General features: G+C 57.5%; 23 protein-coding genes. 12 read left to right on the top strand and 11 right to left on the bottom strand.

Going from position 1 to position 24,323, the window contains the following annotated elements; genetic code table 11:
• Window positions 1–48: 48 nt before the first annotated feature.
• A complete protein-coding gene (gene pgmG / locus RB602_RS00465) occupies window positions 49–1,479 on the top strand; it encodes a phosphoglucomutase/phosphomannomutase PgmG (RefSeq protein ID WP_317081944.1) in 1,431 nt (476 codons plus the stop codon).
• Window positions 1,480–1,673: 194 nt separating this feature from the next.
• On the opposite strand, the gene xth is transcribed toward pgmG, so the two are convergent.
• The 6 genes from xth to RB602_RS00495 all read right to left on the bottom strand — a co-directional run bounded on the left by xth (window position 1,674) and on the right by RB602_RS00495 (window position 6,932).
• Complete coding sequence (gene xth, locus RB602_RS00470) at window positions 1,674–2,468, bottom strand: exodeoxyribonuclease III (RefSeq protein WP_317081946.1); 795 nt, start codon at window positions 2,466–2,468, stop codon at window positions 1,674–1,676.
• A 136-nt stretch (window positions 2,469–2,604) separates the two neighbouring features.
• Window positions 2,605–2,946: an iron-sulfur cluster insertion protein ErpA gene (erpA, locus tag RB602_RS00475; RefSeq protein ID WP_317081948.1), complete on the bottom strand. Its 342-nt coding sequence runs from the start codon at window positions 2,944–2,946 to the stop codon at window positions 2,605–2,607.
• 70 nt (window positions 2,947–3,016) lie between these two features.
• Window positions 3,017–3,415, bottom strand: a complete 399-nt coding sequence (locus RB602_RS00480; RefSeq protein WP_317081950.1) for a BLUF domain-containing protein — start codon at window positions 3,413–3,415, stop codon at window positions 3,017–3,019.
• A gap of 107 nt (window positions 3,416–3,522) precedes the next feature.
• Window positions 3,523–4,161 (bottom strand): glutathione S-transferase family protein, encoded by a 639-nt coding sequence (locus RB602_RS00485; RefSeq protein ID WP_317081952.1) that lies wholly within the window; start codon window positions 4,159–4,161, stop codon window positions 3,523–3,525.
• A gap of 82 nt (window positions 4,162–4,243) precedes the next feature.
• Window positions 4,244–6,574 carry an ATP-dependent Clp protease ATP-binding subunit ClpA gene (gene clpA, locus RB602_RS00490; protein ID WP_317081954.1) on the bottom strand — a complete coding sequence of 777 codons (2,331 nt, stop codon included), beginning with the start codon at window positions 6,572–6,574 and terminating at the stop codon, window positions 4,244–4,246.
• 160 nt (window positions 6,575–6,734) lie between these two features.
• A complete protein-coding gene (locus RB602_RS00495) occupies window positions 6,735–6,932 on the bottom strand; it encodes a DUF1192 domain-containing protein (protein ID WP_317084598.1) in 198 nt (65 codons plus the stop codon).
• 97 nt (window positions 6,933–7,029) lie between these two features.
• Between RB602_RS00495 and RB602_RS00500 the strand changes: the two genes are divergently transcribed.
• The 6 genes from RB602_RS00500 (at window position 7,030) to RB602_RS00525 (ending at window position 14,047) form a co-directional block, all read left to right on the top strand.
• On the top strand, window positions 7,030–8,034 hold the full coding sequence (locus RB602_RS00500) for an NAD(P)H-quinone oxidoreductase (protein WP_317081956.1): 1,005 nt from the start codon (window positions 7,030–7,032) through the stop codon (window positions 8,032–8,034).
• 152 nt (window positions 8,035–8,186) lie between these two features.
• Window positions 8,187–9,131: a UDP-2,3-diacylglucosamine diphosphatase gene (locus RB602_RS00505; RefSeq protein ID WP_317081958.1), complete on the top strand. Its 945-nt coding sequence runs from the start codon at window positions 8,187–8,189 to the stop codon at window positions 9,129–9,131.
• A gap of 21 nt (window positions 9,132–9,152) precedes the next feature.
• A complete protein-coding gene (locus RB602_RS00510) occupies window positions 9,153–10,181 on the top strand; it encodes a glycosyltransferase family 4 protein (RefSeq protein WP_317081960.1) in 1,029 nt (342 codons plus the stop codon).
• A 158-nt stretch (window positions 10,182–10,339) separates the two neighbouring features.
• Entirely contained in the window at window positions 10,340–11,044 is a 705-nt protein-coding gene (locus RB602_RS00515) for a DUF1013 domain-containing protein (RefSeq protein ID WP_317081962.1), read from the top strand.
• Between the two features lie 8 nt (window positions 11,045–11,052).
• Entirely contained in the window at window positions 11,053–12,198 is a 1,146-nt protein-coding gene (locus tag RB602_RS00520) for an MBL fold metallo-hydrolase (RefSeq protein WP_317081964.1), read from the top strand.
• A gap of 142 nt (window positions 12,199–12,340) precedes the next feature.
• A complete protein-coding gene (locus tag RB602_RS00525; RefSeq protein WP_317081966.1) occupies window positions 12,341–14,047 on the top strand; it encodes a long-chain-fatty-acid--CoA ligase in 1,707 nt (568 codons plus the stop codon).
• A gap of 169 nt (window positions 14,048–14,216) precedes the next feature.
• Here RB602_RS00525 and RB602_RS00530 read toward each other — a convergent pair whose 3' ends face one another.
• Window positions 14,217–15,518 (bottom strand): NADH:flavin oxidoreductase/NADH oxidase family protein, encoded by a 1,302-nt coding sequence (locus tag RB602_RS00530; protein WP_317081968.1) that lies wholly within the window; start codon window positions 15,516–15,518, stop codon window positions 14,217–14,219.
• Window positions 15,519–15,781: 263 nt separating this feature from the next.
• Here RB602_RS00530 and RB602_RS00535 point away from each other — a divergent pair, with 263 nt between their 5' ends.
• From RB602_RS00535 to RB602_RS00545, 3 genes are all read left to right on the top strand, one after another.
• Entirely contained in the window at window positions 15,782–16,186 is a 405-nt protein-coding gene (locus RB602_RS00535) for a hypothetical protein (protein ID WP_317081970.1), read from the top strand.
• A 108-nt stretch (window positions 16,187–16,294) separates the two neighbouring features.
• Window positions 16,295–17,650: a TldD/PmbA family protein gene (locus tag RB602_RS00540; protein WP_317081973.1), complete on the top strand. Its 1,356-nt coding sequence runs from the start codon at window positions 16,295–16,297 to the stop codon at window positions 17,648–17,650.
• A complete protein-coding gene (locus tag RB602_RS00545; RefSeq protein WP_317081975.1) occupies window positions 17,637–18,479 on the top strand; it encodes an inositol monophosphatase family protein in 843 nt (280 codons plus the stop codon). Before RB602_RS00540 ends, RB602_RS00545 begins: the two co-directional genes overlap by 14 nt.
• 13 nt (window positions 18,480–18,492) lie before the next feature.
• Here the strand turns inward: RB602_RS00545 and RB602_RS00550 are convergent, their stop codons facing one another.
• Window positions 18,493–19,005 carry a winged helix-turn-helix transcriptional regulator gene (locus RB602_RS00550; protein WP_317081977.1) on the bottom strand — a complete coding sequence of 171 codons (513 nt, stop codon included), beginning with the start codon at window positions 19,003–19,005 and terminating at the stop codon, window positions 18,493–18,495.
• 141 nt (window positions 19,006–19,146) lie between these two features.
• Between RB602_RS00550 and RB602_RS00555 the strand changes: the two genes are divergently transcribed.
• The gene (locus tag RB602_RS00555) at window positions 19,147–19,467 is read left to right on the top strand and encodes a CC_3452 family protein (protein ID WP_317081979.1); all 321 of its coding nucleotides are present in this window, start codon (window positions 19,147–19,149) and stop codon (window positions 19,465–19,467) included.
• A gap of 174 nt (window positions 19,468–19,641) precedes the next feature.
• On the top strand, window positions 19,642–21,732 hold the full coding sequence (locus RB602_RS00560; protein ID WP_317081981.1) for a RelA/SpoT family protein: 2,091 nt from the start codon (window positions 19,642–19,644) through the stop codon (window positions 21,730–21,732).
• Here RB602_RS00560 and RB602_RS00565 read toward each other — a convergent pair.
• The 3 genes from RB602_RS00565 to RB602_RS00575 form a co-directional block, all read right to left on the bottom strand.
• Window positions 21,729–22,475, bottom strand: coding sequence for a GIN domain-containing protein (locus RB602_RS00565; protein WP_317081983.1), 747 nt, complete (start codon window positions 22,473–22,475; stop codon window positions 21,729–21,731). The genes RB602_RS00560 and RB602_RS00565 overlap by 4 nt on opposite strands.
• A gap of 98 nt (window positions 22,476–22,573) precedes the next feature.
• A complete protein-coding gene (locus RB602_RS00570) occupies window positions 22,574–23,314 on the bottom strand; it encodes a head GIN domain-containing protein (RefSeq protein ID WP_317081985.1) in 741 nt (246 codons plus the stop codon).
• A 37-nt stretch (window positions 23,315–23,351) separates the two neighbouring features.
• Window positions 23,352–24,113: a head GIN domain-containing protein gene (locus tag RB602_RS00575; protein ID WP_317081987.1), complete on the bottom strand. Its 762-nt coding sequence runs from the start codon at window positions 24,111–24,113 to the stop codon at window positions 23,352–23,354.
• Window positions 24,114–24,323: the final 210 nt, after the last annotated feature.

The following is a 24,323-nucleotide window of genomic DNA, read 5'->3' on the forward strand; positions in this document are numbered from 1 at the left end:
GGCGGCGAAAGTTAAAAATGTGTAAACCTATAAAGAGGGTAGTATCTCATGGCCACCGCTCCGCTATACGAAACGCACACATTCCATCCCACCTCTTTACGTGAATATGATATTCGCGGGATCATCGGTGAGACGCTGGGCGAGGATGATGCCTATGCGATCGGGCGTGGCTTCGGGACTCTGGTGCTGCGAGAGGCAGAGGATGGCAATCGCACCGTTGTAATCGGCTATGATGGCCGAACCAGCTCCCCTGCGCTTGCCGAAGCACTGGCGCGCGGGCTGAACGATAGCGGGCTTGATGTAATCAATATCGGCCTCGGTCCAACGCCAATGCTCTATTATGCCGAGGCGGTTATCGAAGAAGCCGCCGGTGGAATACAGATTACCGGCAGCCACAACCCGGCCAATTATAACGGCTTCAAAATGGTGTTTCAGGGCCGCCCCTTTTTCGGCGCGGATATTCAGCGCTTGGGCCAGATGGCCGCTGCTGGCGATTGGGAAGCAGGCATGGGTAGCGTGTTCACCCGCGATATCATGGACTCATATGTCGAGCGGCTGCTTCAGGGTTTTGACGCCAGCCGCACCGATTTTGCGCGGATTCGGATTGGCTGGGATGCGGGCAATGGCGCCGCCGGACCAATTGTCGAGCGTTTGGTAAAACAACTTCCTGGCGAACATCATTGCCTTTTTACTGACGTGGATGGTGCGTTTCCGAACCATCACCCTGATCCGACCGAGGAAGCCAATCTTGAAGACCTTAAGGCACTGGTGGCCGAGAAGCAGCTCGATTTCGGCGTGGCTTTTGATGGCGATGGCGACCGTATCGGCGCGATTGACGGCGAAGGCCGGGTGATCTGGGGCGATCAGCTGCTCGCCATCTTCGCTGAACCGGTGCTGAAAGATGTGCCCGGCGCGACCATCATCGCCGACGTCAAAGCCAGTCAGGCGCTTTATGACCGGGTGGCAGAGCTCGGCGGTGAGCCGCTGATGTGGAAGACCGGGCACAGCCTGATCAAATCGAAGATGAAGGAAACCGGATCACCATTAGCGGGCGAGATGAGCGGCCATGTCTTCTTCGCGCATGACTATTATGGCTTTGACGATGCGCTCTACGCCGCGATCCGCCTGATCCGCGCCGCCAGCGATCTCGGCAAAAGCGTCACCACCTTGCGCGGCGAAATGCCCGAGATGATCAACACCCCCGAAATGCGCTTTCAGGTCGATGAGAGCCGCAAATTCGCGGTGATTGACGAAGTACTGCAGCGACTCAAGGCCGATGGCGCGAACGTCAACGCCACCGACGGCGCGCGGGTCAACACCGATGACGGCTGGTGGCTGCTGCGCGCGTCCAATACGCAGGATGTGCTGGTAGCTCGCGCAGAGGCCGGGTCAGAAGCGGGACTTGAACGGCTGATGGCGCAGATCGACGAACAGCTGGCGTTGTCCGGATTGGAGCGCGGCGAGAGCGTGGGGCATTAGGGTCTTGTTGAGGTAGTGCAAAGACTTTCAGTCCATTGCTTCATCTCCTCATACGAAACAAATTCGCCGCTTAGCTCATAAGCCTCATAGCGAGCGCGCATGAGCGCTTTCTCGGCCTCAACCGGCTCCTTTCTATCGGAATACTCCGCCATGGCCCCCTTTCATGCGATAGTGGATGAAACCATCATACAGGCCTAACCCCGCAATTCCACCCAGGTCGGCGCATGGTCGCTGGCTTTTTCCCGGCCGCGATGGTCTTTGTCGACGCCGACCGCCTTGAGCCGGTCCGCCGCCTGGGGCGAGAGCAGCAGATGGTCGATGCGGAAGCCATGGTCGCGCTGCCAGGCACCGCGTTGATAGTCCCAATAGGTCCAGATCTGGCCATCGGGGTGCCAATTGCCGATCGGATCGGTCCAGCCGTCGTTTAGCAAGCGCTGATAGGCGCCGCGGCTTTCTGGTTGCATCAGCGCATCCGATGCCATGGCAGGGGGTGACCAGACATCATTGTCACGCGGAATGACATTGTAATCGCCCGCGAGTATCGCCGGGACTTCTTCGGCCCAAATCTGGCGCGCACGGGCACGCAGCCGTTCCATCCAGCGTAGCTTGTAATCAAATTTAGGCCCCGGCTGCGGATTGCCATTAGGAAGGTAAATGCACGCCACCCGCAAGGATTGCTCTGCATCACCGATAGTGACATCCGCTTCCAGATAACGCGATTGTTCATCCTCCGGCTCGCCATCCAGCCCGCGTTTGGTTTCCACCGGCTGCGCACCGCGTGCCAATATCGCGACACCGTTAAACGATTTCTGCCCATGCCAGATCGCGCCATAGCCAGCTTTCTCAAACGCATCGGCGGGGAAGCCCTCATCCTGGCTTTTGATCTCCTGCAGACAAGCAATGTCGGGCCGGGTTTCCTCCAGCCATTCGAGCAGCCGCGGCAGGCGCGCCTTGATACCGTTAATATTGAAGCTGGCGATTTTGGTCATGGGTGAGGTGTAGCGGGTTGATAGGCTCGGGAAAACCGAAAAGCGTTGGGGCCCTCCCCGCTGCGACTAAGCGCCTTCGCTTCGCTCAGTCGCCAAGTCTCACTGCCCCTCCCTAAATGGGAGGGGAGAATTGCTGTTAAACCGAAAAGCTGGTGCCGCAGCCACAGCCTGAGGCGGCATTGGGGTTCGTCACCTGAAAGGATGCGCCACCCAGCGATTCAACAAAGTCGACCGCAGAACCGCGAAGCAGATCCAAGCTGATAGAATCCACCACCAGCTTGACGCCATCACGCTCGGTTACATGGTCATCGCTTTCTATGCTCTCGGCCAAGCCAAAGCGATATTGAAAACCGGAACAGCCACCACCTTCTACCGACAGGCGCAGGGCAGCGTCCTTGCCCAATTTGGTGGCAATCGCTGCTACGCGCTTTGCCGCCGCGGGCAGCAGATCAACTTCAATTGTGGCTGTTTCAGTCATGCTTGTAATATAATATCTTACCGCTCTCCGCTCAAGAGCGGTTTGCATTTAGCATGATACAGAAAAGCTATCAGGCCGATTTAAGCGTGGCAAAGCCCTCAAAAATCTCGCGCGTTGCCTGTCGTGCGCCCTGCAATATATCCAGCATAAGCCCGCGACTGGCGCGTCCTTCAGCATCGGGAGTCAGCCGCCCGGCCATGGTCCAGTCCGGAAATTCACGCAGACCGACCGCCTCATCGCGGATTTTGACGATGCCATCATGCCGGCTATCGGCAATGATACGTTCCAGACAGGTCTCAATCGCCTCTTCCGGGCCTTCAATAAGCTGCAGGAAATTGACGCCGTTATAGGCGAGGCAACCGGTGATATCATGCTTACTGTTATACGCACGGCATTGCTGGATCAGCGCATCCAGCGCCGGTTTATCGAATATGCTCGTTGCAGAACTGATATAGATTACTGAACGCATAGCGTACCTCACCCCGCCAGAATTCTATAATAAGCGAATTTTTACACTATGTTCAAGCGGTTAGTTTCGCTTCTGAAATGCCAGGCTTGGCGCAATACAAACTATGCTCAGCTTTGCGCGGCCTGCGCCTTGGCGATCAGTTCACCATCAATCGCCTTGGCCGCCTTATAGGCTTCACGCGGGCGCATACGCTCGGCATAGGCAATGAAGCTATCCCGCTTCTCCATCGTGCCGAAGCTCATGCCCCAATCGACCTGGCTGCCGAGATAGACATCGGCCATGGTAAAGCGTGCGCCACAGACATAGTCCCGGCTGGAGAGGAAGCCGTCAAGAACATCCATGACCATCTCGAAATTGCCATAGCCCGCCATCCGGGTTTGTTCATCTGAAGGGGCAAAGCCCATGGACTTGTTGGTGATCGCGGTTTCCAATGGGCCCGATGCGTAAAAGAGCCAACGATAATAGTCCGCACGCTCGCTATCATCCTGCGGTGCGAGGCCAGAATCGGGGAAACGCTCGGCCAGATAGGCGCAGATGGCCGCGCATTCGGTAATCACCTTACCATCATCGGCTATAGCGGGCAGCTTGCCCATTGGGTTGATGGCGAGATAGGCCTCGCTTTTGATGCTATTTTCGTCCGAGGGGTCATAGCTCATCAGATGCTGCTGATATTCCGCGCCAGCTTCATGCAGCGCCCAACGGGCAATCTGCCCGCGTGACATCGGATTGGTATAAAAGTCGAGCATCGGGTGATCCCTTCAATGGCAATAGAGATGGTACGACAGCCTGTTTACTGGTCGCCCATCCCTATACCCATTGCGGTGAGGATCAATCCTCTTTCTTTTTCGCCGGAGACTTTTTCTGCGGCTTTTTGCGCGAGGCTTTGGGCGGTGCCGGCATAATCTCAAAGGCCAGCTTGCCGTCCTTCATATGCACCGACACCTCGCCGCCTTGCGCCAGCTTGCCGAACAGCAATTCCTCGGCCAGCGGCTCCTTAATCTTCTCCTGAATGAGACGACCCATGGGACGGGCACCGAAGAGCTTGTCATAGCCCTTCTCCGCCATGTAATCGCGCGCATCCTGATCAAGGCGGATATGCACATTCTGGTCGGCCAGTTGCAGCTCCAGTTGCAGGATGAACTTGTCGACCACGCGGCTGACGACTTCGGGTGAAAGATAGGTGAATGGCACCACCGCATCGAGACGGTTGCGGAATTCCGGGGTGAACATCTTCTTCACCGCATCTTCCTGCGCGTCTTCGCGGCTGACATTGCCGAAACCGATGCTTTCGCGCGCCATGTCACTGGCCCCGGCATTGGTGGTCATGATCAGCACCACATTGCGGAAATCGACGGTCTTGCCGTGATGGTCGGTGAGCTTGCCATTATCCATCACCTGCAACAGCACATTGAACAGATCGGGATGCGCTTTCTCAATCTCGTCGAGCAGCAGCACACAATGCGGCTGTTGATCAACGGCATCGGTCAGAAGGCCGCCCTGATCATAACCGACATAGCCCGGAGGCGCACCGATCAGGCGGGAGACGCTGTGGCGCTCCATATATTCGCTCATATCGAAGCGCTTCAGCGGAATGCCCATGATGCTCGCCAGCTGACGCGCCACCTCGGTCTTGCCGACACCGGTAGGGCCGGAGAACAAATAGTTGCCAATCGGCTTTTCCGGTTCGCGCAGACCTGCCCGCGACAGCTTGATCGCGCTGGCCAGTTTCTCAATCGCCAGATCCTGACCGAAGACCACCTGCTTCAGGTCACGCTCAAGATGCTCCAACTGCTTGCGGTCGTCTTTGGAGACCGATTTGGGCGGGATGCGCGCCATGGTCGAGATAACCGCCTCAATCTCGCGTGCGGTGATGGTCTTGCGGCGACGGGATGGCGGCACCAGCATCTGCATCGCGCCAACCTCGTCAATCACATCAATCGCCTTATCGGGCAATTTGCGATCATTGATATAGCGTGCCGACAGTTCGACCGCGGTTTTCAGCGCATCGGGGGTGTAGCGCACCTTGTGATGCTCCTCGAACGCGCTGCGCAGGCCTTTGAGGATTTTGACCGTATCCTCAATGCTCGGCTCATTGACATCAATCTTCTGGAACCGACGCAGCAAAGCGCGATCCTTTTCAAAGTGATTCCGGAATTCCTTGTAAGTGGTCGAGCCGATACAACGGATCGTGCCACCCGACAGCGCAGGCTTGAGCAGGTTTGAGGCATCCATCGCACCGCCCGAAGTCGCGCCAGCACCAATCACCGTATGAATCTCGTCAATGAAGAGGATCGCATGCGGCATTTTTTCGAGCTCTGAAACCACCTGTTTCAGCCGCTCCTCAAAGTCGCCGCGATAGCGTGTACCCGCCAGCAATGCGCCCATATCGAGCGAATAGATCACCGCTTCGGACAGCACATCAGGAACATCGCCCTCGACAATCTTGCGCGCCAGACCTTCAGCAATGGCGGTTTTGCCAACGCCGGGATCACCAACATAGAGCGGATTATTCTTTGAACGACGGCAGAGAATCTGCACCGTGCGGTCGACTTCCGGCCCGCGTCCGATCAGCGGATCGACCTTGCCGGCTTCTGCCTTGGCGTTGAGGTTGACGGTAAACTGGTCGAGTGCGCTTTCTTTCTTCTGCTTGCCCTCGGCCTTGCCGCCTTCTTCTTCCTGATCATCACTGCCTTCCGGCGTGCGCGAATCGACCGGCTGGCCGCCCTTGCCAATGCCGTGGCTGATATAGCTGACGGCATCAAGGCGGCTCATATCCTGTTGCTGCAGGAAATACACAGCATAGGATTCACGTTCGGAGAACAGCGCGACCAACACATTGGCTCCGGTAACGACATCCTTGCCCGAAGACTGGACATGCAGGATCGCGCGCTGGACAACCCGCTGGAACACCGATGTCGGCGCCGGATCAATCTTTTCCTCGATCCGCAACGAATCCAGCTCATTATCAAGATAATGCACCAGCGTATCGCTAAGCTCGCCGAGATCGACGCCACAGGCCTGCATGACCTGCGAGGCTTCCGGGTCATCGATCAGCGCCAGCAGCAGATGCTCCAGCGTGGCATATTCATGCCGCCGCTCGGACGCATGGTGCAGTGCCTGGTGGATGGTTTTTTCAAGGGATTCCGCAAATGACGGCATGCTTTGTTACCTTTTTACCCGATAATCTGAAAACCAGATTATCATATTCCAACCCGATATAGGAATGCACTCGGCCATTTTCATCGCCTGCTGTGCATAGTCCCATATTTTTTCACATCTACCGCTGCGCAATTGAACAGGCGCAAAGGCAGATGGATTATCATTTCTTGAACAGCGCCTCGGCGCTGGCTCTGTGGTCCGAAGCCTTGGCTTTGTGCGCCTTACACCGGGCAATTTCGGCTTCCAACACCGCAATCCGGCTGTCCAGCTCTTCAAGCGATAGCGGATCAAGGTCCTCGCGAACCAGCGCTTCCAGGGGCTGATCTTTGCGTCGCGGAAGATTCTCGTCCAAGTCCATACGGTACAATGTTGACCTCATAGGACGGACTGTCAATAAGCTGACTATCGAAATTCCATTTCCTTTGTTAAAGAGGGCAAAATGGGGGGGGTTAAACATGGCAGTACTGCCAGAGATGATGCGTGCAATTGATATGGACGCACCGGGCGATGCATCGGTGCTGACTGTGCGTGAGAAACCGGTGCCACAGCCGGGGGCTGGGGAAGTGCTGATCCGGGTCTCAGCCGCCGGGGTCAATCGTCCGGATATTGTTCAACGCATGGGGCTGTATCCTCCGCCACCTGGAGCGCCTTCAACCCCCGGCCTGGAGGTTGCAGGGGAGATTGTTGCTATTGGCGAAGGTGTCAATGATGCCCTGCTGGGGCAGAATATGTGCGCTTTGGTCGGCGGTGGTGGTTATGCTGACTATTGTATCGCGAAGCATGATCATTGCCTGCCGATACCCGCATCGCTGACCATGGAAGAGGCGGCTGCCCTCCCCGAAACGCTGTTTACCGTATGGCATAATGTGTTTGAGCGTGCCTATGCCCGCGATGGCGAGACGATGTTGGTCCATGGCGGTACGAGCGGCATCGGCACCATGGCCATCATGCTCGGCAAGATGTTCGAGATGACTGTCTATGTCACCTGTGGCAGCGATGAAAAGTGCGCCAAGGCCGAGGAGCTGGGCGCTGCCGCTGCGATCAATTACAAGACAACGGATTTTGTGGCCGAGATTGACCGGCTGACCGATGGCAAAGGCGTACATATCGTGCTCGACATGGTCGCTGGGGATTATGTGCCGCGCAATATGGCCTGCCTCGCCGAAGGTGGCCGCCATGTAACCATCGCGGTCCAAGGAGGACTCAAAGCCAATATTTCCATGGTCGATATCATGCGCAAGCGACTGACCCTGACCGGCTCAACCCTGCGGCCGCGCACTGATGCATTCAAGGGACTGCTGGCGGACGAGATTGCGCGCAATGTCATGCCATTGGTCGCAGAACGCGCCGTGGTACCGATTATCGACAGCCGCTTCCCGCTTGAAGATGCGGGCAAAGCGCAGACCTATATGGAAAGCGGCGCGCATTTCGGCAAAATCGTCCTGCTGACGGGACAATAAAGGTATTTCATCGCTCCGTCGCACCACTGTCACGAAACCGGCATCAATTTTCGGCCTGATGTCATAAAAGTTTCACTGAACCATGATTCCGTTTGTCACAGTTTCGGGGCTATGCCGCCCTGAAGCGCAACAGGTTCAGAGGAGAGCCTTCCATGGTATCGCCAGCCGATCTTCTGCCGTCCAATATCCGCTCGCTCGCTGATTCCGAGGTGAGCGACAGCGGCAACATTACTGATTTCCCGCTCAATATCCCGGCTCCTGTTATCAAGGAACCGGAAGGCGGTGAACGGCGGCAATATCGCACCATCTGGATTTCCGATATTCACCTTGGCACCAAGGGCTGCAATGCCGAGATGCTGATCGACTTTCTCGACAATGTCGACAGCGAGACCATGTATCTGGTCGGCGACATTATCGATGGCTGGCGGCTGAAGAAGAAATTCTACTGGCCCTCGACCCATAGCGACGTGGTCTGGCGGGTTATGAAGCGCGCCAAGCGCGGCACGCGGATCGTCTATATCCCCGGCAATCATGATGAAATGATCCGGCCATTCTCGGGCATGAAGTTCGGTGATGTCGAGATTGAGCGCGCTGCGGTGCATGAAACCGCTGATGGCCGCAAATTGCTGGTGCTGCATGGCGATGAATTTGACACCATTATGTTGGCGCATCGCTGGCTCGCCTTTGTCGGTGACGCGCTGTATCACTTTATGATGGGTCTCAATCGCTGGGTCAATTGGGGCCGTCAGAAGTTGGGCCTGCCCTATTGGTCGCTCTCCAAAACGGCCAAGCACAAGGTGAAAAACGCGGTCGAGTTTATATCCCGCTACGAGGAACTTGTCGCGCGTGCCGCCAAACAGCGCGGCGTTGACGGGGTCGTCTGCGGCCATATCCATACGGCAGAAATCCGCGAAATTGACGGTGTCGAATATTATAATGACGGCGATTGGGTCGAAGGCTGCAACGCGTTGGTCGAGAATTTCGACGGCAGCATGGAAATCCTGCACTGGGCTGATATCATGAATGCCCGAAAGAAAGCACAGAGGAAGAAGGCTGGCGCTGACGCCCCGAAAGATGGGGCACCTTTGGCAGCCTGACACTATTTGGAGGGCAAGCGGATGCGGATCGCACTTATTACCGATGCCTGGGCACCCCAGATGAATGGCGTGGTGCGGACATTGCAGGCGGTCACGGATCGTCTGGAAGCTGCAGGCCATGATATCTGTGTGATCTCGCCCGACCAATATCTCTCTGTCCCCTGCCCCAGCTATCCCGAAATCCGGCTGGCGTTGGCCAGCACCGCCTCGGTCAGCCGCAAGATCATGGATTTTGGCCCCGATGCGATCCACATCGCTACCGAAGGCCCTTTGGGACTGGCAGCGCGGCGCTATTGCCTGCGCGCTGGCCTGCCGTTCACGACAGCGTATCACACCCAATTCCCCGATTATGTCGCACGACGGACCGGCATCTCGGCGGACTATATCTGGCCCTATATCCGCTGGTTCCATAGCCCGGCCGAACAGATCATGGTTGCCACCCCGTCCATCCGATCACAATTGGCAGAAAATGGTCTGGAGCGGCTGACCCATTGGGGACGCGGCGTTGATCTTGCGTGTTTCGGTCCCGATGTACCGGCGGCCGAATTCTTTGCCGATCTGCCGCGCCCTATCCAGCTCTATGTCGGCCGGGTGGCAGTGGAGAAGAATATCGAGGCTTTCCTCGAAACCAATCACCCGGGCAGCAAGGTGGTCGTCGGAGCGGGCCCGGCGCTGGAAACGCTCAAGGCGGGATATCCAGAGGCCCATTTTGTTGGTGCCAAAAAAGGCCGTGACCTCGCCAGCTATTATGCCGGGGCCGATGTCTTCGTCTTCCCAAGCCGCACCGATACATTCGGGCTGGTGATGATCGAGGCTCTGGCCAGCGGCACCCCGGTTGCCGCCTATCCGGTGGCAGGCCCGCAGGACATTATCCGCGATGGCGTCGGTGTGCTCGATGAGGATCTGCAGAGTGCCATAGCGCAGGCTCTGTCCTGCGACCGACAGGCCGCCGCACGCTATGGCCGCACCTTCAGTTGGGAAACCAGCGCTGAACAGTTTTTACGGTCTCTCGCGCCGCTGCATCGACCATCAACGGCATGGGCTGCTTGAGTTGCAACGATAATCGCCCTTGTCGCATCAGCGATAATCGCCTATCATTAGTTTATCAGAGGCCGCTCCTGCATGGGGCGGCCCTTATTGTTTTTACAATCCGCCGCTAATCAAATGAACCGAAAACCGGGCATAGCGGCGCACAGGAGTTACTAATCATGGCACATCCGTTGATGCCGCACGCCACCGCATCCTGGTTGGTCGACAATACCGGCCTGACCTTTGAGCAGATCGCCGAATTTTGCGGCCTGCATATCCTCGAAGTACAGGCCATGGCTGATGATCTGGCGAGCACCAAATATACCGGCCGCGATCCGGTACAGGCGGGCGAGCTGACCATGGAAGAAATCGAAAAGGCGCAGGCTGACCCGGAATATAGCATGGTCATCACCAAAGGCCCGGAGCAGAAGCACCGCACCAAGGGCCCGCGTTACACCCCGGTTTCCAAGCGACAGGACAAGCCCGATGGCATTGCCTGGCTGCTGCGTAACCACCCGGAAATTTCCGATGCACAGGTCGGCAAGCTGATCGGCACCACGCGCAACACCATCAACGCTATCCGCGATCGCACGCACTGGAATATCGCTAATATTCAGCCCAAAGACCCGGTGACGCTGGGCCTGTGCAGCCAGCGTGAGCTCGATGCCGTCGTCGCCAAGGCCGCGAAGAAGGCTGGCCTGAGCGAAGAAGCGCCCGAGGACAACAAGCTGGGCGGTGATCGTGCTGCGCTGATCGAGGAATTGCAGGCCGAACGCGAAGCGGACAAGCTGGCGGCAGAAAAGGCCGCACGCGAGGCGGAAGCTGAGGCCGCCGCGCAGGAGATGCTGGGCGGCGAAGCACCTTCGGGTGACCCGCTCGCCTGAGCGCGCAATTGGCCCATAAAGCTCCAGCCTGGCCTAAAGCCGCGACACCCCCTGAGGTAACGCCTTCGGTGCTGGAGGCGTTGGCCGATCACGGGCTGGAACCCAATCAGCACAAAGGCCTGCATTATCCGCTCGGCAATCACGCCCCGGAATATGGCACGCTGTTTCCGCTGCTGCCTGATATTGGCTGGACGCGGCTGCCGGTTCCCGGTTCGCTCAACCATATCAATATCTGGCTGCTGGCCGATCGTGATGATGAGGGCGATGGAATTGCGATTGTCGATACCGGCCTCAACATTCCCGCCTCGCGCGAAGCATGGGAAACACTGCTCGCGGGCGATTTGCAGGGTAAACGCATAACCCGCGTTATCTGCACCCATTTCCACCCAGATCATGTCGGTTGTGCCGGGTGGCTGTGCGAGACGCAGGGTGTGCGGCTTTGGATGAATCGCACCGAATGGCTGATGGCGCGGATGCTCACTGCCGATATTCGCGAGGCACCGCCGGAAGCCGCGATAACCCAGATGCGCTATGCCGGTTGGGATGAAGAGCGGCTGGACAAGATGCGCAGCCGTGGCTGGGGCAATTTTGCCAAGGCGGTTTCGCCGCTACCGGTAACCCATGTGCGGCTGGAGGATGAGCAGGTGATTACGGTCGGTGGCCGCAATTGGCGCATCCTTACTGGCGGCGGGCATACACCGGAGCATTGCTGTCTGGTCGATGAGGAGAATGGCGTGGTCATTGCCGGTGACCAGATATTGCCGCGCATCACCTCCAATGTTTCCGTATCGGTCAGCGAACCATTGGCTGATCCGCTTGGCGAATGGCTGGAAAGTATCGCCAAATTCCGAGCCCGCCTGAGCGAAGATATGCTCGTCCTTCCTGCCCATGGCTTCCCTTTTACCGGCGTGTTTGAGCGGCTCGATGTGCTGGCAGGTGGCCATCATAATCAGCTTGAGGCTCTGGAGCATGCGCTTGGCCAAAAACCGATGCGCGCTGTCGATACCTTTGGCCTGCTGTTTGCACGCAAGATTGACGACAGCGTCTATGGCCTCGCCACCGGAGAAGCGATGGCGCATTTGCGGCATCTCGAAGTCACCGGACGCGCCATCGTCGAGAACCGCGATGGTGTTGGCTGGTTCAGCGCTGGCTGACGTTACCTCCGCTTACAAACTTGCGCTTTATCGCAAGCTGCCATAGAGCGGCGCTATAGCGGTTGGGTCACGCTTTCCCCGCATTTTGCGCGTTGCCTTGCTATGATGCAACTTGACATGCCTTAGCGATGAAAGCCTGAAAATGACCGATAGCGCCATGCTTGCCCCCGAACATGACGACGCCCCGCCAATCTGGACAACGCATTATAATCATCCGACCCAATGGGACCAGTTTTTCGCGCCGATGAGCATGCCCGACATGTTCTTCCGCTCTGCCGGACGCAAGGGCGAGGCGCCGCTGATCGATTTTATGGGTCGCAAATACAGCTATGCCGAAACCGCATCAGGCGTCTGCCGCGTTGCCAAGGGCCTGCAAGATATGGGGCTGGGCAAGGGCGATCGTATCGGGCTTTTCTTGCCCAATGTGCCGCATTATGTCGCCGCCTATTATGGCGCCATGGCGGCGGGATGCACCGTGGTCAATTTCTCGCCGCTCTACACCGTTGATGAGCTGACGCATCAGGTTGAGGATAGCGGCACGCAGGTGCTGTTCACCCTGTCTGCTGCGGCGTTGCTGCCTACGGCGCTGGAAGTGCTGGAAAAATCCAGCCTTGAGCGGCTGATTGTCGGCTCGGTTGCGGGTGCACTGCCCGGCGGCAAATCACTCTTCTATCGTCTGTTCAAGGGCAAGGAGACGGTCAAAAAACCCGATGATGAGCGCATCACCAGTTTCTCGACACTGATCGATAATGATGGCGCGTTTCACCGCGCCTCCATTCGCCCGGATCAGGATATTGCCCTGCTGCAATATACCGGCGGCACCACCGGCACGCCCAAGGGCGCGATGCTGACGCACCAGAATCTCACCGCCAATGCCCGCCAGGTGAACCGCATTGACCCGGATCATGATGCCGAAGACCGGATCCTGGGTGTGCTTCCCTTCTTCCATGTCTTCGCCAATACCTGCGTGCTCAACCGCACCGTTCTCAATGGCGGCGAGATGGTCATTCTGCCGCGCTTTGATGCGGTGCAGGCGCTCAAGGCGATTGACCGCACCAAGGTCACTGCGCTGCCCGGCGTGCCGACCATGTATCAGGCCTTGCTTGACAATCCGCGGATTGAGCAGACCAATTTCTCGCCGCTACGCGCCTGTATCTCGGGCGGCGCGCCGCTGCCTGCCGAAGTCAAAAAGAAGTTTGAGGCCAAGACCGGCGCCAAGGTGGTCGAAGGCTATGGCCTGACCGAGTCCAGCGGGGTGGTTTCGGCAAATCCTTATGAGGGCCTCAACAAATCAGGCACCATTGGACAGCCAGTGCCCGGCACTTTGGTGCGCCTTGTCGACAAGGAAGACCCGAACAAGGAAGTTCCCAAGGGCGAGCCGGGCGAGATCATCTTTTCCGGGCCGCAGGTAATGAAGGGCTATTGGAACCGGCCCGATGCCGATGAAGAGGTGTTTATCAACGGCTATCTGCGCACCGGCGATGTCGGCCAGATTGACGAGGATGGCTATATCCGCATCGTCGACCGCATCAAGGACATGATCGCGGTTGGTGGCTTCAAGGTCTTTCCCAGCGAGGTGGAGAAGGTTCTGTATCAGCATGACGCGGTGAAAGAGGCGCTGGTGATCGGGGTTGCTGACGAATATCGCGGTGAATCCCCCAAGGCGTTTGTGACACTAGAGGAAGGTAAAACCGAGGTGGCAGGCGACGCCATCATGCAATGGCTCAACCCGCAACTGGGCAAGCATGAACGGGTTGTCGATGTCGTTACCCGCGATGAATTGCCCAAAACACTCATCGGTAAACTTGACCGCAAAGCCCTGCGGGCCGAAGAGGCGGATGCCGTCTGATCAATTCCCCTCCCGTTTACGGGAGGGGTTAGGGGTGGGGCGATGCGCAGCATCGCTCGTGTCAGCGAACTTCTGAACGTACCGCATGCCCACCCCGCTGCGACTAGACCTCGCTTCGCTCGATAAGTCTCACTGCCCCTCCCGGAAACGGGAGGGGAGTAATGCCGTTTTACCCCCTGATCCGGTTTCGCTCTGCCATAAGTTGCTTGTTGCGGTCCTCGACCATGCGAAACGCCTGGAATGGCGTCAGTGACGGGTCCATCGCGCCGGTTTCTGCAAGCGCATAGATCTGGCCGTAAAACCAGTATTGCACGGCAAAAGTATCCACCGTCTTGATCAGCTGGAAGGCGCGCAGCCAGCTTAGCCAGGAGGGCAGCAATCGCAGTTCACCCTCGGGCGAAGGCAGGTGGTCAATGGTGCCTTCCAACAGCTGTTTCGGCGCATCGGGCATGACGCACATCGGGCGGCCCAGGCCGATCATATCCGCCGCTCCGCTTTCCAGTGCATAGTCCATCGCCACCCGGGTTCGAAAACCGCCGGTTACCATCAGCGGCACCGACACCGTCTCTTGCATTGCTTTGGCAAAATCGACGAAATAAGCCTCGCGCTTGGCGGTGGACGGCGCAACATTCTGCGGTTCTTCGGCTTCCACGCCTTCAACGCCCAGCAGCTTGGGCTGTTCATAGGTGCCGCCGGAAATCTCCAGCAGATCGACCCCGGCATTGGCGAGCCATTGCGCCACCTGCAGGCTGTCCTCAAAGGCAAAGCCCCCGCGCTGAAAATCGGCGCTGTTCAGCTTGACCGCAATGGTGAACTCTTTGCCGACACTGGCGCGCACCTTGCCCACCGTTTCAAGCAATATGCGGGCACGATTTTCGAGCGAACCGCCATAATCATCGTCTCGGATATTGCTGCGTGGGCTGAGGAAAGAGGACAGCAAATAGCCATGCGCGGCATGAATTTGCACACCGGTGAAACCAGCTTCTTTGGTGACGGCGGCGGTGGCGGCAAATCCATCAACCACATCGCCAATTTCTTCCAGCGTCAGTGCCTCTGGCGTGCCAAACTGGCCGCCGGGAAGACCCAGCTTCACCGCAGAGGGCGCTTTGGGATTGGGGTTGACCAGCTTTGTCGTCTGGCGCCCGCTATGACTGAGCTGGGCCCAAAAGTGATTGCCATTGGCGGTCGCCGCTTTGGCCCAGCGGGTCAGCGCGGGCAAAGCATCATCAATGCTCTTTCCAGCGATGATGACATTGCCGGGGCGTTCCAGATGGTCCGGATCAATCATGATATTGCCGCTGATCAACACGCCGGCACCGCCTTGTGACCAATGGCCATAAAGCTGTTCCAGCGCCTCTGTCGGGACACCATCGGGGCGGGCCAGACCTTCGGTCATCGCCGCCTTGGCGATGCGGTTGGGGATTACGGCACCATTAGGAAGGGTGAGCGGACTATCTAGAGTTACCGCCATATCATCACCTCTTGTTTCTGTCTTCATGATTGGCTGTGCTGGAGTGCACTGCAACCCGTCATGCACATTTTGTAAGGGAATCACAATTTTCTCGGTAAAGATTCTTGCTTTGGTGACGCTTTTGTGAAAGCTTGTTTCTTACAGACAGGGCCTTAACAGCCAAATCTGGTGCGCAAACCGGATAGAGAAGCTGCTATAGGTTTTGGTAATAACCGCCAAGCAGCACATCATGTGCGCATAATGGCGTTATCGGGGGAAGCGACATGGCCAAGGGCATCACCAGCGAACACTCTATCAATGCAGCGCAATCTGCCGATGGCGCGGTATCGGCGAAAGAAAGCTGGTCACATCGCATGAGCAACCATATTGCCTATGCCCTGCTGGTCTATACCGGTTTGCAAATCTTTGTTGTGATGGCGGAAATGAAGGGCGACTCGCATTCGATGCTGCCCTATCTCGGTCTGGTTATCCTGATCGCACTGGTTATTCCCGCCTGCCGCCGCTTTGAAAAACGCTGGGAACATGTCGATGCCAATACAGGCGAAGAACAGCAGAGCGAAGTCTCTTCGCTGTTCCTGCGTGATTGCACCGCGTTGTGGTTGTGCGCCATTGGTCTGCCGCTCGCCATTGCCGGACTATGGCATCTCGGCACCATGGCCATAGGCTGACCTCAGCCCCTCCCGGAATAATTGCCGATCCTTGACTAATCCCCGCCAAACAAGGCTTTGCGCCGCGGATGAATTGACCTGATCTGCGCGCCCGCTTATGGCGCAATCATGCTGAATGAAGAACGGGCCCGAAAAGCCGCCGAACAGTGCGTCGACTATGCTTTGAAGCAGGGCGCGACTGCTGCCGATGCCGCGTGTGTCGCCGAAGAATCGACCGATGTGCAGGTGCGTCTGGGTGCTTTGGAAGATGTCCAGCGCAGCGAGAGCGCGGAACTGGGCCTCAGAGTCTTTGTCGGACAACAGGTCGCGAGTGTTTCAACCACGCGCTTCGATGATGAAACCCTGAAAGAACTCGCCGAACGTGTCGTCGATATGGCCAAGGCGGCGCCAGAAGACCCCTATGCCCGATTGGCACCGAAGGATCGGCTCTATACGCATGAACAGACAGCGGCGGCCCTCGATATCTGCGATGAGGCTGCCCAATGGGATGCGACTTCGCTGCGCTCCATGGCCGAGGCGGCAGAAGATGCAGCACGCAGCATTGACGGCGTTACCAATTCCGAAGGTGGCTCGGTCCAGGCGGGTGGTGGCTTGATGGCGCTGGCCACCAGCGATGGATTCTCCGGCGGCTATCGCTCGACCGTATTTGCCATGTCGGCCAGCGTTCTCGCCGGAAGTGGCAGTGATATGCAACGCGACTATGCCTATCATATGGCGCGCCATCTGGACGATCTGGAAGATGCGGCAAGCATAGGCCGTCGCGCCGGGGCGCGTGCGGTGGCCCGGATGAACCCGGTAACTCTGCCCAGCGGACCGCGCCCGATTGTTTTTGATCCAAGGGTCGGCGGCAGTCTGATCGGCCATTTAACCGGCGCCATTACCGGTAGCGCCGTTGCCCGTAAGGCGAGCTTTCTTGCCGAAGACCGCGGCAAGCAGATATTCCCGGAAGCGATTTCGATCATCGAGGACCCACATCGCCACCGTGGCCTGCGTTCGCGTCTCTATGATGGCGAGGGTGTCACCGCGCAGCCGCACCGACTGATCGACAAGGGTGTTGTCGATAACTGGCTGCTCAATTGCTCGGCGGCGGCACAGCTGGAGATGGAGACTACCGGCCATGCAAGCCGCGGCAGCGGCGGCAGTCCCGGGATATCGGTAAGCAACATCCATTTGGAAGCAGGTGATGTGACTCCGGAAGCACTGATGAGCGATATCCAGGAAGGCTTTTACGTCACCGAGCTCATCGGCATGGGCGTCAATGGCGTTACCGGCGATTATAGCCGCGGAGCAGGCGGTTTTGCGATCCGCAATGGCAAGCTTGCCGAGGCGGTGAGCGAAGTGACCATTGCCGGCAATCTGCGCGATATGTTTGCCGCCATAGTCGCCGCTGATGATCTGGAAATGCGGCGCGCCATCAATGTGCCGACGCTCCGTATCGATGGAATGACCGTTGCCGGGCATTGATCGTGCATCTCTTGCGGACGTTCTCAAACAGGCCGGTGCTTTGGCGATGCAGGGGTTTGATCCCGGCAGAACGGGATCAGGATGGGAAAAGGCCCCGAATCAGCCGGTGACCGAAAGCGATATCGCGGTGGATCGTTTTTTGCGCGATGCGCTGGGCGATCTTGACCCGCATGCCGGCTGGCTTTCAGAGGAAAGCCATGCCCGGCCTGCAGAAGGGCGCGGCGCGGGTGTCTGGATAGTCGACCCGATTGACGGCACCCGCGACTTTATTCGTGGCCGCCCCGGATGGGCGCTGTCCGTCGCCTATTGCGTCGATGGCCAGCCGCAATTGGGGGCGCTTTATGCACCTGCACGCGCAGAGCTTTGGTTGGCAGAAGCGGGCAGTGGTGCCCAGCGTAACGGCAAAACCATTATCGCCAGCCGACAAGAGGCATTGATTGGGGCAAGGGTTCCCACGGCTCAGCTCGCCAAGGTTGATCGCGCATTGGTGGCGGTCGACAAACCCAACAGCATCGCGCTGCGCATGGCGATGGTGGCGGCGGACGAGGCCGATCTGGTAGCGACATTGCGCTGGGGGCATGCCTGGGATGTCGCGGCGGCTTTGTTGATTGCACAAGAAAGTGGTGCGCTATGCACCGATGCGCTGGGTAAGGCCATGGATTTCAAAGATAGCGATGCGCCGATTTTCGGGCTGTTATGTAGCGCCAAGGGTATTCACCAAGCGGCGCGGGCTCATCTCGAATCACGGGCGCAGACTGTCTTGGATAGTCATCCCCATGGTCTGTCGGCAGCAGCAATGCGCCGCCATGAGGATAGCGATAGAGTTTGAATAGGCAATCGCGTCAGCGGGCAGCGAGAGTATGAAGGCTATCTGCGCGGACGGCAGTGTTGGCCTCTTGCAAATCCTGCTCATCAATCCACAGCAAGTCCGCCGGACCCAGTTTGCGGCCGTCATGGGCGTGAATCGCCACCTCGGCTATCGGCTTGCGGTCCCGTTCATCGCAAAGCACCGGATTGGAAGGAACGCCGGTGCTCCAGCGCTCACCCCATTGCCGCAGCGCAATCATCACCGGCAACAGCGCCATGCCCTTTTCGGTCAGACGATATTCAATCTTGCGGCGGTCATCAGCACAAGGCGCACGTTTCAAGATTCCCGCCTGGACCAGCTTGGTCAGTCGGTTCGAGAGAATGTTACGGGCTATGCCCAGCTCTTCGAGAAACTCCTCAAAATGGTGCAAACCATTGAAAGAGCCGCGCAAGATCATAAATGACCAGCGCTCGCCCATGGCTTCCAGCGCTGCGGGGAGACCGCAATTGCCCGCCAATTCAGATAAGGGTTCGTGAAGCTTGCCCATCAGACCTCCTAGCCTAGCGTAAAATCGTCTATAGCCAAAATATTTTTTCGACAATGTTTAAGTTTCTAGTTGCAACTTAAAACCTAATCCATTAGGTAGTGATTCGCAACTGAAATTATCCGTCCCCGAAAGGAAACAAACATGTCCCGCATTTTGAACAGCGCTGCTACTGCTGCTATCGCCGCTACTGCGGCTGTTACCCTTTTCGCTTCTCCGGCTCAGGCTGGCAGCAAGGTGTATTATGAAGCCAAGCTCGCCGCTCCGGTTGAGAAGCAGACCGAAATCATCCGTGGCGTTGTATGGCGCTGCTCTGGCGACACCTGCCGCGCGCCGAAAACCACCAGCCGTCCGACCAATGTCTGCGCCCGTCTGGTCCGCAAAATGGGTGAAGTAACCGAATTCACCACCCGCGGCGAAGCCATGGCCGCAGAAGACATTGCCGATTGCAACGGCAAAGACTGAGTTACGCTATCTCCCAGCGATAATCGCGCCTTCTGAACAATAGCGCGATTGCCGCAATAGCCTCGCCCGCGCGGTGCTTCACATAATCGCCCATTCCCCCTCCGAGGCGTTATGTGCAACCCGCGCGGGCTTTTCTATTGCAATTTCTCTCTAAAACCAGCGTAATGGCAGGCCATGTTACGCCAGTACGAACTTGTAGAGCGGGTCAAAAGCTATGACCCGGAAGCCGATGAGGCACTACTGAATCGCGCCTATGTCTTTTCAGTCCAGCGCCATGGCTCGCAAAAGCGGGCCAGCGGTGACCCCTATTTCAGCCATCCAATCGAGGTCGCTGGTCTGATGACCGACCTCAAACTTGGTGAGGAAACCATCGTCACCGCGCTGTTGCATGACACGGTTGAGGACACGCTGACCACGGTAGAGGAGATTGAAGACCTTTTTGGCCCCGAGATTGCCAATATGGTCGATGGCGTCACCAAGTTATCACGGATTGAGGCGCAAACGGCGGACGAGCGCGCAGCAGAAAATCTGCGCAAGTTCCTGCTTGCCATGTCGAATGATCTGCGCGTGCTTTTGGTCAAGCTGGCCGACCGGCTGCACAATATGCGTACGCTGCATTTCATCAAAAATGCCGACAAGCGCAAACGCATCGCACGCGAAACCATGGATATCTATGCGCCTCTGGCCGAGCGCGTAGGCATGTATGAATATATGCGCGAGATGCAGTTGCTCGCCTTTGAGCAGCTTGAGCCCAATGCCTATGCCACCATAGTCGAGCGGCTGGAGCAGATCAAACAGGATGGGACCGAACCGGTCGACCGGATCAGCGAATCACTGCAACAGGCATTGTCGGCAGAAGGCATAGAGGCCGAGGTCAGTGGCCGCGAAAAACACCCCTATTCCATTTGGCGCAAAATGGCGGAGCGTCAGGTCACTTTTGAACAGATGACCGACATCATTGCCTTTCGCGTCATCACCCAGAGTGAAGAAGATTGTTATCGCGCGCTCGGTATCATCCATCGCAAATGGAATATGATCCCCGGGCGCTTCAAAGACTATATCTCTACCCCCAAGCGCAATGGCTATCGATCGCTGCACACCGCGATCATCCATGGCCAGTCAATGCGGGTCGAGATTCAGATTCGCACCGAGGAAATGCACCGTGAGAGCGAATTCGGGCTCGCGGCGCATTGGGCCTATAAACAAGGCGGGTCAGGGCCCGATGGGCAGGCGGGATGGATCCGCGATCTGCTCGACATTCTCGACAATGCCGACGATGCGGATGAGCTGCTCGAACATACCCGCATGGCGATGTATCAGGACCGTATCTTCGCCTTCACCCCCAAAGGCGCGCTGCACCAGCTGCCCCGCGGCGCGACGGTTGTCGATTTCGCCTATGCGGTGCACACCGATCTGGGTGATCAGGCCGTCGGCGCAAGGGTCAACGGCCGCACTGTGCCGCTGCGCACCCAGCTCGACAATGGCGATATTGTCGAAATCCTGAAATCCGAAGGACAGGAACCCCAGCCAGGCTGGCTCAACTTTGTCGTCACCGGCAAGGCGCGCGCCGCCATTCGCCGTTTCGTCCGGCACAAGGAGCGCGAGGAAATCGGTGCCATTGGCCGCATGCTCTATGACGAGATTTGTGAGCGGCTGCCGGGCAAGATCGGTAAAAAGGCGATGAAGGCGGCGATCAAGCGGCTCGATGTCGAGGATGAAGATGCGCTGATGCACGCCATCGGCACCAACAAGATATCCGATCGCGATCTGATGGAAGCCCTGGTTCCGGGCAGCACCGCCGATCAGGATGAGCGTGATTGGACACAACAAGCGCGCGCCATTTCCATCCGCGGCCTGACTCCGGGCGTCGCCTATGAACTGGCGCAATGTTGCCATCCGGTGCCGGGTGACCGCATTGTCGGTCTGCGCAAGCCGGGTGAGCCGGTACAGGTGCACACGATTGATTGCATGAATCTGGTCAGCGGCGAGGATGCCGATTGGGTTGATCTCGCCTGGGATGCGCGGTCCATTGGTGCCACGGCGCGGCTGCGGCTGGTGCTGCACAATAAGCCAGGTACGCTCGCAGAAGTTACCGGCATTTTCAGCCACCACCATGCCAATATCATGAACCTGCGCATGGTGCAGCGTGATGAGCCATTTCACAGCTTTGAGGTCGATCTGGAGGTGCAGGATGTCCAACATCTGATGCGGATTATCGCCGCGCTGCGCGCCTCAGATGCTTCGGTAGAGACCGAGCGGATTTAGGGCTCTTCCTGCATTTCCTCCATCGCACCGGCATCACATAAAAGGCTGGTGCCAACCGTCTCGATATTCGAAACCTGCACCGCAGCGCAATCGGCGCCGCCGAATATCCGCACCTCGGCACCCTCGCTGATCACCCCATTTATGCGTTTACGCGCATGGGCAATCACCTCGACCGGCCCCTGCACCACGATATCGGTTTCCTCGCTGAACATGTTTGCAGCATCGACCTGACCATAGCCGCCGACAATCAGATTATGCCGATCAGTGTCGCCAGCAATTTCCAGCGTGCCGGAACTGGTCATATTGGTGACCAGTGATTGCGCCTCAATCGCAGCAATGCGTGCCGATCCGCCGCGGCCCATGATCACCTGCACATATTCGCCTGCCAGCCGTTCGACGGTCAACATACCGTCGCTCTGATAATCAATACTGTTCAGACGCGGCACGGTTATGCTGAGTTGCGGTCGATCGCTGGTAAAACCAGTCCGCCCTTCAGCGCGCATGGAAATGGTCACAGCTCGGCTGCTGGTGCGAACCCGAATCCGGCTGAGCGCCCGGTTCTCACCTTCGGCAACAATCGCATGCGCCCGACCTTCGACAATCTCGACATCCATATCGCCGTCAATGCGCAGGGATGTGAAATTACCGGTGGTAAAGCGCCGCTCTGCCGCTTGCGCTTGCGTGACCAACCCTGCAGCCATGACCAGGAGTAGAAAAGGCGAGAATGCGCGGATGATGAACATAGGCATAGCCTGAAAAGAAGCCATCACGTCGCACAGGTCAAGCCCGGTCTTCGCTGTGCCCCATCATGTAACAATCTGCATGGTCGCCAGGCCGCACTCTAGCCGCAAGTCAGCTTGCCAGAACCTACACTGTCCGAAGTGCATTTGGCCTTGCCGCTGACGGTTATGCTGCCCGACCCGGCAATGCTGGCGTCAACCTCTCCATCAGAGGCGATTTCGACATCACCTGATCCAGCGACCGAAACTTCAACCGTGTCCGCCTTGAGCTTTGCCGCCTCGACGTCACCGGACCCGGCCATGGAGACTTCGAGCTGTTGTGCTTCACCCGCCAGTACCACATCTCCTGAACCCGCCAGATCAACCTCCAACCGCTCCAGCGCCACCTTGGCGACACTGATTGCACCAGAACCGGCAAGATCAATCTCGCCGCTGTCGCCCACCATTTCGGCAACTTCACCATCGCCTGAGCCCGCGAGTGAAAAGCGCTTCAGCACCGGCATGGTAACCTTGATGATCGCCTTGCCATCGCCCTTGCCCCATTGCATCACATTGTTACTACGACGGATTTTGAGCTCGCCGCCATCAACACGAATACGCAATTTTTCAAGGGTCTCGGCATCGCCTTCGACAGTCCAGCTCGCAGTTTCGCCGGCGCTGACAATTACATCATCAGGGCCGGAAAGGGCAATGCTGTCAAACGCTTCCCCGGTCACGGTTTCACCGCCTGTAGGTGCTGCGGCATCATCATCGTCGCCAATGGTGAGGCTACAGGCAGACAAGCCGATAGCGGTACCTGCGACCATGGCTGCCTTGAAAAGCGTGAAAGGGACATTGCGCATTTTTATTACTCCAAATTCATTCGGCCGGACAAGTCAATCAGCCACAGCGCACCGTGCCGGAGCCGCTGCGGTCAGAATTGCATATAGCATTGCCGCGCACAACGACGTCACCCGAACCAATAACACTGGCATCTACTTCACCATCAGAGGTAAATTCCGCATCACCTGAACCCGCGACCGATACTGCGGCACGGCTAACACTGAGATCGGCACCGCGCAAATCACCTGATCCTGCCACCGACAGGTTCATCAGACCAGCACCGCCTGACAGAATGGCCCTACCAGAACCGGCAATCTGAACATCAAGTTGCGAGACATTGACCTTGCCGACGGTGACCTTGCCGGAACCTGCAATATTGATCGCGGCACTCTCGCCAATCATTTCGGTAATCGTTGCGTCGCCGGAACCTGCGACCGAAAAGCCCGAGAGAACAGGCGCTGTGACAATAATATTCGCGGGATCATAACCGCCATTGCGGTAATAACGATTGCCGATGCGCCTGATCCTCAACGTGTCTCCATCAACCTCAATCCGCAGGTTGCGAACATCTTCGTTTTCTCCAGAAACCATCCAGGAGGGGGTGTCACCCCGCACAATGACAAGCTTGTCAGGGCCTTCCAAACTTACTCTATCAAATGCCGCAGTCGTTACAGTCTCGCCAATGACAGGCGCATAGCCATCGTCGCTTGCATAGCTGCGCACATCGTCATCATCGATGCTGATAACGCAGGCGCTTAGTGCAAGCGTGGATAAGGCACCAAAGGCCAGTGTGCCCAGAAAACGAAAAGAGGGATTCATGATAGCTCCTGTCAAACTGATAATACCATAGGCTGATGCCCAGGAGGCAAACCCTGTTGGACAGGCTTTGCCTCCAAATAATCGAACAGTTGCTACCCTGTGTTACACAGGTAATACAATGCGGCTTGTTACACAAGCCAGAAAGCGCAACGAAAAAGGGCGCTCCTGAAGGAACGCCCTTTTGCATGGCTCAAGGCCTGATGGGTCAGC

The organism is Parasphingorhabdus sp. SCSIO 66989 (assembly GCF_032852305.1).
Lineage (GTDB): Bacteria > Pseudomonadota > Alphaproteobacteria > Sphingomonadales > Sphingomonadaceae > Alterisphingorhabdus > Alterisphingorhabdus coralli.